The sequence below is a fragment of the Sphingomonas sp. BK069 genome (genome assembly GCF_014193405.1).
GTDB lineage: Bacteria > Pseudomonadota > Alphaproteobacteria > Sphingomonadales > Sphingomonadaceae > Sphingomonas.
The window spans coordinates 81,790-94,363 of sequence record NZ_JACHZH010000008.1; the positions used below are offsets into that span (position 1 = coordinate 81,790).

The 12,574-nt window shown below is 70.0% G+C and carries 8 protein-coding genes; 2 read left to right on the plus strand and 6 right to left on the minus strand.

Annotation, left to right across the window (positions count from 1 at the left end):
- Positions 1-161 precede the first annotated feature (161 nt).
- A complete protein-coding gene (gene mfd, locus FHY02_RS18880; RefSeq protein WP_183925143.1) occupies positions 162-3,617 on the minus strand; it encodes a transcription-repair coupling factor in 3,456 nt (1,151 codons plus the stop codon).
- A gap of 211 nt (positions 3,618-3,828) precedes the next feature.
- Positions 3,829-4,092, minus strand: coding sequence for a succinate dehydrogenase assembly factor 2 (locus FHY02_RS18885; RefSeq protein ID WP_183925145.1), 264 nt, complete (start codon positions 4,090-4,092; stop codon positions 3,829-3,831).
- Between the two features lie 117 nt (positions 4,093-4,209).
- Here FHY02_RS18885 and recG point away from each other — a divergent pair, with 117 nt between their 5' ends.
- Positions 4,210-6,264, plus strand: coding sequence for an ATP-dependent DNA helicase RecG (gene recG, locus FHY02_RS18890; protein ID WP_183925146.1), 2,055 nt, complete (start codon positions 4,210-4,212; stop codon positions 6,262-6,264).
- A 208-nt stretch (positions 6,265-6,472) separates the two neighbouring features.
- On the opposite strand, the gene FHY02_RS18895 is transcribed toward recG, so the two are convergent.
- The gene (locus FHY02_RS18895) at positions 6,473-8,308 is read right to left on the minus strand and encodes an autotransporter outer membrane beta-barrel domain-containing protein (protein ID WP_183925148.1); all 1,836 of its coding nucleotides are present in this window, start codon (positions 8,306-8,308) and stop codon (positions 6,473-6,475) included.
- 283 nt (positions 8,309-8,591) lie between these two features.
- Between FHY02_RS18895 and FHY02_RS18900 the strand changes: the two genes are divergently transcribed.
- On the plus strand, positions 8,592-8,840 hold the full coding sequence (locus FHY02_RS18900; RefSeq protein ID WP_183925150.1) for a hypothetical protein: 249 nt from the start codon (positions 8,592-8,594) through the stop codon (positions 8,838-8,840).
- 953 nt (positions 8,841-9,793) lie between these two features.
- Here the strand turns inward: FHY02_RS18900 and FHY02_RS18905 are convergent.
- The 3 genes from FHY02_RS18905 to FHY02_RS18915 all read right to left on the minus strand — a co-directional run bounded on the left by FHY02_RS18905 (position 9,794) and on the right by FHY02_RS18915 (position 12,573).
- The gene (locus FHY02_RS18905) at positions 9,794-10,105 is read right to left on the minus strand and encodes a PilZ domain-containing protein (RefSeq protein WP_183925152.1); all 312 of its coding nucleotides are present in this window, start codon (positions 10,103-10,105) and stop codon (positions 9,794-9,796) included.
- Between the two features lie 80 nt (positions 10,106-10,185).
- The gene (gene tyrS, locus FHY02_RS18910) at positions 10,186-11,412 is read right to left on the minus strand and encodes a tyrosine--tRNA ligase (RefSeq protein WP_183925154.1); all 1,227 of its coding nucleotides are present in this window, start codon (positions 11,410-11,412) and stop codon (positions 10,186-10,188) included.
- A gap of 24 nt (positions 11,413-11,436) precedes the next feature.
- A complete protein-coding gene (locus FHY02_RS18915) occupies positions 11,437-12,573 on the minus strand; it encodes a M23 family metallopeptidase (RefSeq protein WP_311731887.1) in 1,137 nt (378 codons plus the stop codon).
- Position 12,574: the final 1 nt, after the last annotated feature.

Sequence of the window (12,574 nt, forward strand, 5' to 3'; positions counted from 1 at the left end):
TCGAACGCCGCCACACCTACACCGTCCCGCCGCGGCGGACGCCGGGGTCCAGTTGAGTGACGGTCGACAGACTCACCACGACCTTCCCACCTGGACCCCGGCGTCCGCCGCGGTGGCAAGGAAAGGCGTGGAATAAGTCGTCGCGAGCGGTGCTCCGCCCCTCACGCCGCCGCCTTCGCCAGCCCCTTCGACAATTGCAGCGCACCGTGCAGCCGCGCCTTGGGATCGCCCCAGGCGCGCGACAGTGCCAGTTTGCTGTCGGGGCGCAGCTTGGCCACGCCGCCCAGCCGGTCGACATAAGCGAGCAGCCCCGGCACGTTGGGCGGCTTGTCGTCGTGGAAGGTGACCAGCGCGCCCTTCGGCCCGACATCCAGCTTGGCCACACACGCGGTGCGCGCGTTGAGCTTGATCTCCATGACCTTGACCAGATTGTCGGTCGCCTCGGGCAGCGCGCCGAAGCGGTCGATCATCTCGGCGGCAAAGCTCTCCAGCCCGCCGACCTCGTCGATCTCGTTGAGCCGGCGGTACAGGCCCATGCGCAGGTCGAGGTCGGGGACATACTCCTCCGGGATCAGGATCGGCGCGTCGACGCTGATCTGCGGCGAGAAGTCGCGCTGGCGCTCGCGGACGCCGCCCGCCTTGGCCTCCATGATCGCCTCCTCCAGCATCGACTGGTAGAGCTCGTAGCCGACCTCCTTGATATGCCCCGATTGCTCGTCGCCGAGCAGGTTGCCCGCGCCGCGGATGTCGAGGTCGTGGCTCGCCAGCTGGAAGCCTGCGCCGAGCGAGTCGAGGTCGCTCAGTACCTTGAGGCGCTTCTCCGCAGCGTCGGTCATCTGCCGCTCGGGAGGCGCGACCATATAGGCATAGGCGCGCGTTTTGGAGCGGCCGACGCGCCCGCGCAGCTGGTACAGCTGCGCCAGCCCGAAGCGGTCGGCACGGTTGACGATGATCGTGTTGGCGGACGGGATGTCGATCCCGCTCTCGATGATCGTGGTCGAGACGAGCACCTCGAACTTCTTGTCGTAGAAGGCGCTCATTCGCTCCTCTACCTCACTCGGCGCCATCTGGCCGTGCGCGACGACGTAGCGGATCTCGGGCACCTCGCGGCGCAGATAGTCCTCGATGTCGGGGAGGTCGGCGACGCGCGGGGTGACGAGGAAGCTCTGTCCGCCACGATAATGTTCGCGCAGCAGCGCCTCGCGCAGCACCACCGGGTCCCACGGCATGACATAGGTGCGCACCGCGAGCCGGTCGACCGGCGGGGTCTGGATCACCGACAGCTCGCGCAGCCCGCTCATCGCCATCTGCAGCGTGCGCGGGATCGGGGTCGCGGTGAGCGTCAGCATGTGGACATCGGCGCGCAGCGTCTTGAGCCGCTCCTTGTGCGTCACGCCGAAGCGCTGCTCCTCGTCGACGATCACGAGGCCGAGCCGCTTGAAGTCGATCGTCTTGGCCAGCAGCGCGTGGGTGCCGACGACGACATCGATCCCGCCGCTCGCCAACCCGTCCTTGACGCGCTTCGCCTCGGCGGCGGGGACGAGACGGGAGAGCCGGCCGATGTTGATCGGGAAGCCCTCGAAGCGCGAGGTAAAGTTGTTGTAGTGCTGGCGCGCCAGCAGCGTCGTCGGACAGACCACCGCGACCTGCATCCCCGCCATCGCGGCCACGAAGGCGGCGCGCAGCGCGATCTCGGTCTTGCCGAACCCGACGTCTCCGACGATCAGCCGGTCCATCGGCTTGCCCGCGGAGAGATCGGCCAGCACCTCCTCGATCGCGCGGTCCTGGTCGTCGGTCTCAGTATAGGGGAAGCGATCGACGAAGGCGGGATAGCCAGCGCTGTCGGGCTCGGCGACCTCGCCCGGACGCAGCGCGCGCTCGGCCGCGACCGCGATCAGCTCGCCCGCGATCTCGCGAATCCGCTCCTTCATCCGCGACTTGCGCCGCTGCCACGCCTCGCCGCCGAGCCGGTCGAGTGCCGCGCCCTCCTCGGACGAGCCGTAGCGCGACAGCACCTCTAGGTTCTCGACCGGAATGTAGAGCTTGTCGCCCCCCGCATATTCGAGCGCGACGCAGTCGTGCGGCGCGCGCGCGACCGGCACCTGCGTCAGTCCGACATAGCGGCCGATGCCGTGATCGGTGTGGACGACGAGGTCGCCCGGCGACAGCGTCGCCAGCTCCGCCAGGAAGGCGTCGGCCGACTTGCGGCGCTTGGCGCGGCGCACCAGCCGGTCGCCCAGCATGTCCTGCTCGGTGAGCACCGCGACATCGGGCGCGGTGAAGCCGTGGTCGAGCCCGATCACCGCCATTGCCACGCCGCGGTCGGCCGCGCCGAGCGACTCCTGCCACGTCTCGGTCAGCCGCGCGCCGGTGAGGCCATGGTCCTCGAGCAGCGAGCGCAGCCGCTCGCGCGCGCCGACCGAGTAGCTGGCGAGCACCGGCTTGCGCCCGTCGCGGCGGAGCTTGGCGACATGCGCCACCACCGCCTCGTAGACGTTCGCCTGCGCCGCGCGTTCGGGCGCGAAGTCGCGCGGACCGTCGACCTGGAAGTCGAGCACGGTGGCGGACTCGGGCTCATGGAAGGCGGTGGCGAGATGCGCCGGCATCGCCGCCACCTCGCGCGCCCATTCGGCGGCGTCGAGGTAGAGCGTCTTGGCCGGGAGCGCGCGATAGCTGCCGGGCTCGGCCGCCTCGGCGCGCTTGCGGTTCTCATAATAATCCGCGATCGCGTCGAGCCGGCCCTCCGCGGCAGCGGGGGTGCCGCTGTCGCGCACCACAACCGCGTCGGCGCCGAGATGGTCCCAGACCGTCGCCAACTTCTCCTCGAACATCGGCAACCAATGCTCCATGCCGGCGAGGCGACGCCCCTCGCTCACCGCCTGGTAGAGCGGGTCGCCGGTCGCGGTGGCGCCGAAGGTCTCGCGGTAGCGCGTGCGGAAGCGCTTGACGCTGTCGTCGTCGAGCAGCGCCTCGGAGGCGGGCAGCAGCACGAAGCCGTCGAGCCGCCCCGTGGTGCGCTGGTCGGCGGGATCGAAGCTGCGCACGCTCTCGATCTCGTCGCCGAAGAAGTCGAGCCGCAGCGCCTGCTCCTCGCCGCTGGGAAAGAGGTCGACGATTCCTCCGCGCACCGCATATTCGCCCTGGTCGTGAACGGTGTCGGTGCGGACGTAGCCGTTGGCCTGGAGCAAAGCGGCGAGCCGGTCACGGTCGATCCGCGCGCCCGGCTTGAGCTCGGCGACGAGCTGGCGGAGGCGGAACGGGGTGAGCGTGCGCTGCGTCAGCGCGTTGACTGTGGTGAGCACCAGCTGCGGCGCGCGCGGCTTTTGCTGCAGGCGGTAGAGCGCGCCGATCCGCTCCGCCATGACGCGCAGCGTCGGCGAGGCGCGGTCGTAGGGCAGGCAGTCCCAGGCGGGGAGCTGGACGACCTCGAGCTCGGGCGCGAAGAAGGGCGCGGTGGCGGCGAGCCCGCGCATCTGCGCCTCGTCCGCCGCGACGAACACCGCGCGCAGCGGCGCCGCCCGGGCCAAATCCGCGAGCAGCGCGGGCAGGAAGCCGGCGGGCACGCCCGCGAGCGTCAGCGGGGTGGTGGCGCGGAGGATCTTGCTGAGGTCGGGCATTCGGGTCCTTGGTTGAAAAGTTCGCGGATGCGCATGGCGGTCACAGTAGCGACGACCAGTTTCGCCCCCACCACCACGCCGTCACCCCGGACTTGTTCCGGGGCCTACCCTTCCGCATCCCTGGTGGTTGCGGCGCCTGCGGCCCGGTGGATCCCGGAACAACTCCGATATGACGGATGGGGAGGGCGGCGAGGAGTCACCAGCGCTCCCCTCACGGGATCGTCACGAAATCCACGCGTCGCATCACCGCCATCATCTCGCCCTCCCACTCGGGCGGGCAAGGCAAGGAGCCGATCGCCCAGCCCATGATGTCGACGTCCTGCTCCTCCAGCAGCCGCTCGAACCAGTCGAGCTGATCCGGCGTCCAGCTGGCGGCGTGCGTGTCGAAGAAGCCGCCGATCATCAGATCGGCCTCGCGCGTGCCGCGGTGCCAGGCGCGGAAACGCAGGCGCTTGAGCCGGATGTCCTGGTCCACGTGATCTCCCGTCGGCCGCGCGGCCCGTCCATGCCATAGCAGAGCGCTGCCACGACGCCGCCGCAAGCTTTCGCTGGCGCGGCGGCAGGAGGCAGAATAGTCGGGCGCTACATAGTCATGCGACCCGAGATCCTCAATCCGCTGTTCGCCGAGGTGGCCGCGCTCAAGGGCGTCGGCCCGGCGCTCGCCAAGCCGCTCGACCGACTCGGTATCGCGCGCGTGGTCGACCTGCTGTTCCATCTGCCCTCGGGATGGGTCGACCGGGTCGCGCGCGACGAACTCGACGAAGCCGACGTCGGCCGCACGATCGCGATCACGCTCACCCCGCGCGAGTATCGCAGCGGCTCGAGCCCGCGCGCGCCGACCCGCGTGCAGGCGACCGATGCGGCGGGTAATCACGCGAGCCTGGTGTTCTTCGGCGGCGGCTCGGGCTGGGCGCGCAAGCAGCTGCCGCTCGGCGAGCCCAAGCGAGTCTCGGGCCGGCTCGACCGCTACGGCGACGCCCTCCAGATCGTCCATCCCGAGATCGGCGGCGAGGAGGAGGGCTTCCGCGCGCGCGAGTCGATCTACCCGCTGAGCGAGGGCCTGACCTCGCGCCGCCTCGCCGCTCTGGTCGAGCAGGCGCTCGCACGCGCGCCGGTGCTTGACGAGTGGATCGAGCCCAGCCTCAAGGCGCGACATGACTGGCCCGACTGGCGCGATGCGGTCGAGCGTATCCACACCGACCCAGCGGACGCGGCGGCGCGGGCACGGCTCGCCTATGACGAGCTCTTCGCCAACCAGCTCGCGCTCTCGCTGGTGCGCGCCGACACGCGCAAGCGCCGCGGGCGATCGTTGCAAGGCGACGGGCGCCTGCGCGACCTGCTGCGGCTGCCCTATCAGCTCACCGGCGCGCAAGCGCGCAGCGTGCGCGAGATCGAGGGCGACCTGGCGCAGAGCGCGCCGATGCTGCGGCTGCTTCAGGGCGATGTCGGCGCGGGCAAGACCTTGGTGGCGGCGATGGCGCTGCTGATCGCGATCGAGGCGGGCGCGCAGGGCGCCTTGCTCGCCCCGACCGAGATCCTCGCGCGCCAGCATTACGACACGCTGCGGCGGCTGCTCGCCGGCCTGCCGGTCGAGATCGCGGTGTTGACCGGGCGCGACAAGGGCCGCGCGCGCGAGGCGACGCTGATGGGGCTGGCGAACGGCTCGATCCAGCTGCTGATCGGCACGCACGCGATCTTCCAGGAGGCGGTGCGCTACCGCGACCTCGGGCTGGTGGTGGTGGACGAGCAGCATCGCTTCGGCGTGGCGGAGCGGATGCTGCTCCAGGCCAAGGGCCAGACGCCGCCGCACGTGCTGGCGATGACCGCCACCCCGATCCCTCGCACGCTCACGCTCGCGCTCCACGGCGAGATGGACCAGAGCCGGCTCGACGAGATGCCGCCTGGGCGTGAGCCGATCGAGACCCGCGTCGTCTCGGAGGAGCGCATCGACGAGGTGGTCAACGCGCTCGGCCGCCACCTCGCCGAGGGAAAGCAGGCCTATTGGGTCTGCCCTTTGGTGGAGGAAAGCGCCACCAGCGACCTCCAGGCGGCGGAGGCGCGCGCTGCCTCGCTGCAGGCGCGTTTCGGCGACCGCGTCGCGTTGGTCCATGGCCGCATGCGTGGGGCGGAGAAGGACGCGGTGATGGCGCGCTTCTCCGCCAACGAGGCGGGCGTGCTGGTGGCGACGACGGTGATCGAGGTCGGCGTCGACGTGCCCAACGCGACGCTGATCGTGATCGAGCACGCCGATCGCTTCGGGCTCGCCCAGCTCCACCAGCTGCGCGGTCGCGTCGGGCGCGGTGGCGGGCGCTCGGTATGCCTGCTGCTACGCGGGGGGGCGCTCAGCGAGACGTCGCGGGCGCGGCTGGCGCTGATGCGCGAGAGCAACGACGGCTTCCGCATCGCCGAGGAGGACCTGCGGCTGCGCGGCGCGGGCGAGCTGCTCGGCACGCGCCAGTCGGGCGAGGCGATGTTCCGCCTCGCCACGCCCGAGCTGCTCGGCGAGCTGCTCCCCGCCGCGACCGACGACGCGCGGCTGCTGATCGACCGCGACGGCGGGCTCGAAGGAGCGAGGGGGCAGGCGGCGCGGGTGGCGCTCTATCTGTTCGAGCGCGAGGCGGGGGTGGCGCTGCTCCGATCGGGGTGAGCGGGCGGTGCGTAGTCTCATGCGATCGCGGCCGATTGATCGCCTCCGCGAGGCAAGGATCTTTTCGCCCGAGGGTCGAGGCGCTGTCGGTGGTCCTTCATGGAGAGGCGCGGCCTAACACCGCATCTCTCCAAGAAGTAAGGTGTACGGACCGAAGGCGGAAAGGGCGGGCGCCCGCGCTTTCCCGCGTGCCCGCCCCCGCGACGGCTCAGAAGCGAGCCCGAACCCCCGCGGTGATCGACTCCTGATGATCGTCGCGGCCGGTCTGCGCCGAGGCACCGGCGAAGATCTCGATCGCGTCGCTCGGACGATAGCCGACGCCGGCGCTTGCGGTGCCGACCAGCTCGGCGCGGCTGGCGCCGACGCCGATCAGATCGAGATCCCCGTCGCTCAGCGCGCCGACGGCCCGCACGCGCTGCCCCTGCACCTGATAGCGCGCGCCCAGGGTCACATAGGGACGCCACGCCTCGTTCGAACGCTCGCGCCGCGCGAAGCTGAGAGCGCCGTCCGCGAAGCCGGCGACGTGGCGCTCGCGCGCGACGTCGAGAGCGAAGAGGCTGTAACCGTCCTCGTTCAGCACACCGCGCGTGGTGCGGACATAGGTCAGACCCACGCGCGGCGTGAGCGTCCAATCATGCCCCACGTCGGCGGCGTAGAAGGCGGAGAGGTCGCTGGTCATGCTGTTGAGCTTGTACCGGCTCCACACTTGTCGATCGTCGGGCAGCCAACGGTGGGTGCGCGCACGACCGCCATCGAACACCAGCGCGGCAGAGAAGCCGAAGCCCTGCTTGCTGGCATAACGACCGTGGATGCCGGTGATCAGGCTCTCGACGCGCGTCTGCGCGCCGCGGTCGACGACGTGCTGGCGGTTGGTCAGATTGCCCCCAAAGGCGCCGACCACCCAGCCATGATCGGCGAAGCCGAGGCCGCCGATCGTGCCATAGGTCTGGCCCACCGCGTTGGCGCTGCCCGCCGGCGCGTAGCCGCGCAGCGTGTGCCACTGCCCGAGCGCCTGCCCGAACGTGAACAGGCCCGCGTCATCGCCGTACGGCGCGAACGCCGCGCCACGCGCCGCCTGTGTCAGCAACAGCGCGTCGTCGGTGCCGATCTGCGTCGCCTGGGCGTATGGCTCCGGGGTGAGCCGCGCGAGCGCGGCCGCATCCGCCTCGCCCGATGCGGTCAGCAGCGTCGAAATACCGTTGAGCAGAGCCTCGCTTGCCCCATCCGCCAGCAGGTCGTTCAAGTAACCCACCGTGCCGCCCACCGTACGGCTCGCGCCCTTGGGTGCCTGGAACAGCGTCACCAGCTCGACCCCCTGCAATCCGAGGACCAGCGCGCCAGGGACGTCGGCTGCCTTGTCGATCGTAGTGAAGCGGCCGGTGGTGCCGCCCGACGCGTTGATCAGCTCGAGGGTGCGGCCGGGGCGCACCGGCCCGACCGCCACCAGCTTCAGCGTCGCCCCGGGCACGATCGACAATTTGCCGTTGACCAGGAGCTTGTCCGAGACCGGGCCGAGCTCGAACAGCGAGACCGAACCCTTGCCGAGCGCGACGTCGCCGTTCACGACCATCGTGCCGGGCGAGGCGCCCGGGCTCAGCGTGCCGGCGACGGTGATGTTGGCGTTGACCACGCCGGCCGAGCCGAACGTCGCGTCCTTGCCGACGAGGATCTCGCTGGCGGTGATCGTCGACCCCGACAGCCCGACGAGGCGGCCGCCGGTGACTTCGATCCGCCCCACGTCCGCGCGCCGCGCGATCGTCGCGAAGCCCTGGCTCACCACGAACGACTGGAAGTTCTGGACGGCGGTGAGCGCGGCGGGCGCGTCCGCGGTGCCGCCGCTGACGAGGAACCGGTTGGTCCCGACGCCGCCGTCGATCAGCCCGGTGACACGGCCCGGGCCGGTCGCGGTGAAGGTGTCGTCGCCTTTGCCGAACGTGACGTCGCCGTCGATCAGGCCGGCATTGTCGATGCGGTTGTCACCGTCGCGCAGGTCGATCGCGCCGATGATGCTGCCGGTGTTGACGATCTGGTCGTCACCATCCAAGCCGAGGATGGCACCGGGTAGATCGATATAGTCAGCACCGAGCGAACGGCGTCCTTCCTCGTCCAGCCAGATGCGCCCTCCCGCACCGCCGCGGATTGTTCCTTCGTTCGATAGGCGTAAGGCCGCGCCTGACACGATGGCGGTTGATCGATCGCCGGTAGCCTCGATCACGCCGGAAGGCGAGTTAAGGATTACGGCGGTGTAGTCTCTGCCCGAGTTGGTCCTAATCGCCGACGAGATTTTGTCGTCATCGCCATTCTCGTCGATGTGATCGGCGCCGAAGTTGCTGCTGATCCGACCGCTGTTGCTGATGTTGATGAAGCGGCTTTCATCCGGAACCGAATCGCTTTCCTCGAATGGAAATACGATGTGCAAAGCCGTCGCGTTGGCGGCGGAGGCGGTGATGGATCCGCTGTTCGTGACATTGAGGACCGCCGGCGCACCCGTGCGATCGCCGACCGATACGTCGACGATCTCGTCCGACGAACTGGAGATCGAACCGACATTCTCAAACGTCACGCCGATCGGATGAGTGGCCGCGTCGCCCTCGCCAGTATAAGATTGAAAGCCAACCTCGCCGGTGACGCTGCCGGCGTTTCGCGCTGTGATCTGCCCGGCCGTGGTGCCAAGCACGATCGCTTCGCCGTGATCTACCGTGATGTCCTTATCGTTCGAGAAGGTGATGTCGCCACGATTATCGAGGGAGTCCACGGCGGGCACCGCGGCCGGGGTATCGGGCTCCTGTGCCTGGACCTGTGTCGTGCCTGCAAGCGCCACCATCAATGCGAGAGCGCTGCCGCGGCTCGTGAGTGTCCGCAGGCGGCTCCGCCGGTAAATGGCGTCACACATTTTGTTCTCCCTTGCAATTTACCAGTAATCTCCGCTCCAATATAGATGTTTGTATGTTGAAAGGGCGCGATTTGCGTTATAGCAATCGATGTTCTGCAAAATCAGGTAAGGTGCTGACGCTACTTGAAAATACTTAATGCATTTGCTTCCGGCATGCGGGTACATAAATGATTTTCCACGTCAATGCTGCATTTGGCGGCTCGCCGCTTTGGGTAGCGACTTCTGATTGGAGGCGATGTCGGATCCCGTTCCTGCTCATCATCCTCGCTGAAGTTGAGGTGTCGACGCCGCCAGGCAACAACGCTGTGCTTATGTCTTTTCGCCCTTTTCGAGGGGATTACACTGCCGGTTGGGTAGCCGCAGACCGCACACCTTCTCACGGCCTGATGCGGCGGATCGTGTTGGCCGTGGCTCGGCGGTGGCTGCGGCGCGGCGTTGGCCGCGGCGCTGGCATTGGCTACGCTCCGGTCCGCTACGCTCACGATCGCGGGCGCGGATCAGCTCGTCACAGTGCTGGTAGCCGATCGTTCCGGGCGGTCCGCCCTAGTCAGCAGCCGCTGTCAACCGCGGGGTCCGGGGCTGACGCGGTGGTGCTCGCCGTCCATCGCGGATGCGGCGGCACTGAGCCGCCTCGCCTCAGCGCATCGCCGCGAGGGCGCAGGGGTAAAGCGCGGCGGGCAGCTCCTGCGCGAACTTGGCGCCGACGCGCCCGCCCAGCGACCAGCGGATCTCGGCGGTGCGATCGCCCACGACGGGCAGCGTAAGCACGACGCGCTCGCCGCTCGCGAGCGGCGCGTCGCTGCGCGCCATGAAACCGTTGAGCGAGAGGTTCACCACCGTCACCGCATGGCGCGCGCCGGCGGCGTCGAACAGCCAGGTGCGGCACAACGTCTCGTCGCGCGGTTCGACGCGATCCTCATAGGCCATCATCGCTGAACGCGCGACCATCCGGCTTCTCCCGCTCTACCAGCGTCGCGGTTTACCGGCGGGCGGTTAATGCCGAATGAGCGGGGCGCGAAGGAAGGTGGTTAGCCCGGGTTCACCATTCCGTGATTCTTCTTGCCCGCCGAGACCCGTACCGGCGCGCCCGCGAGCGCGATCACGGCGGCCTCGTCGCTGACCTTCTCGCCATCGACGCGCGCGCCGCCGCCCTTGATCAGCCGCCGCGCGTCGCCCTTCGATGACGCGAATCCCAACGCCACCAGCGCGTCAACCAGCGGCAGCGCGCCGCTCGCGCTGATCGACGGCAGCGCCGCGCCGCTCGTGCCCTCCTCAAAGGTGCGGCGCGCGGTCTCGGCCGCCTCCTCCGCGGCGGCGCGGCCGCGACACATCGCGGTGGCCTCGTTGGCGAGCACCTTCTTGGCCTCGTTGATCTCGGCGCCCTCCAGCGCCTCCAGCCGCGCGATCTCGTCGAGCGGCAGGTCGGTGAACAGCCGCAGGAAGCGCCCGACGTCGCGATCGTCGGTGTTGCGCCAGAACTGCCAATAATCGAAATGCGGCAGCTGGTCCTCGTGGAGCCACACCGCGCCCGCCACGGTCTTGCCCATCTTCTGCCCGTCGGCGGTGGTGAGCAGCGGCGTGGTGACGCCGTACACCTCAGTGCCGTCCATCCGCCGCGCCAGCTCGACGCCGTTGACGATGTTACCCCACTGGTCGCTGCCGCCCATCTGCAGCCGCACGCCCTGCCGCCGCGCCAGCTCGCGGAAGTCATAGCCCTGCAGGATCATGTAGTTGAATTCGAGAAAGCTGAGCGACTGCTCGCGATCCAGCCGCAGCTTGACCGAGTCGAAGCTGAGCATGCGGTTGACGCTGAAATGCTGCCCCACCTCGCGCAGGAAGGGGATGTACTCGAGCGTGTCGAGCCACTCGGCGTTGTTGACCATCACCGCGTCGCTGGGGCCATCGCCGAAGGTCAGGAAGCGCGCAAAGATGCGCTGGATGCCCGCGATATTGGCGGCGATCACGTCCTCGCCGGCGAGCTTGCGCGCCTCGTCCTTGAAGCTGGGGTCGCCGATCTTGCCCGTGCCGCCGCCCATCAGCACCACGGGCTTGTGGCCGGTCTGCTGAAGCCGGCGAAGCAGCATAATCTGCACCAGGCTGCCAACGTGGAGCGAGGGGGCGGTCGGGTCGAAGCCGATATAGCCCGGCACCACCCCACGCCGCGCCAGCGCGTCCAGCGCGGCGGCGTCGGTGAGCTGGTGGAGATAGCCGCGCGCGGAGAGCAGCCGGAGCAGGTCGGACTGATAGTCGGTCATGGTGCCGCGGGCGTTACACGCGCGTCAGCGGTGCGGCAATTGCGTCGTCGGGTCGACCGGGGTGCGGCCGCGGCGCAGCTCGAAGTGGAGCTCGGGGCGGTCGGCATAGCCGCTCTCGCCGCTGCGTGCGATCACCTGTCCCTTTCTCACCGCCTGGCCGCGCTGCACCAGCAAGGTGCCGGCATGGCCGTAGACCGAGGTCCAGCCGCCGCCGTGGCGCACGATCACCAGCCCGCCGAGCGCGGGCACCTCCGAGCCGACATAGGCCACGGTGCCGTCGGCGATCGCGCGCACCGGCGTGTCGAGCGGGATCGCGATCTTGATGCCGTCGTTGCGCTCGCCGGTCGCACCGGGGCCGAAGCGGCGCACGATCGTGCCATCGACGGGCCAGACGAAGCGGCCGGGCAGGGCCGCGGGCGCCACCGTCGCGGCGCTCGGCGCGAGCACGCGGCGCGCGCTCGCCACCGGTGTGGCGGGCGCCTGGCCTTCCACCACCGCGGGCTCGCCGCCGGTGAGGATCGTGTCGACGTCGAGCGTGAAGGCGGCGGCGCGCTCGGCCGCGCTGACCGGAGCGCCCGGCGCGCGCGGGATCAGCACGCGCTGACCGGCGCGGAGCAGATACGGCTCGTCCAGCGCGTTGGCGGCGATGACCTCGCTCCAGGGCACGCCATAGGCGCGCGCGATCGCGATGCCGGTCTGACCGGCGCGGACCAGGTGGTAGCGGCCACCGGGAATGGCGAGCGTCTGGCCGGCGCGGACAGGGTAGGGCGGGCTTAGCGCGTTGGCGCGCGCGATCGCGTCGACCCCCGCGCCGGTGCGCGCCGCGATCGCGCCGAGCGTGTCGCCGACGCGAACGGTGTAGCGCTGCGCCGTCACCGCGCGCGCGTCGGGCGCGACCGGGCGTGCCTCCCAGGCGGGACGCGGTGCGGGGAGCTGGGCGACGTCGCGGCGGTCACCGCGACCGCGGGCGGGGGCGGGGGCGGTGGCGGGCGCCACCTGCTCCTCCGTCGTCGTCACTTCCTCGTCCCCGCCGGTCTGGCCAGCGGTCTCTGCGGCCTGTGCGTCGATCGGCGGCGCGGGCGCGGTGCGTTCGGCGGCGGGGATGCACCCCGTCAGCAGCAGCGCCAGCGCCGCCGCGCGTGTCACGTCCGCCTCACGCACC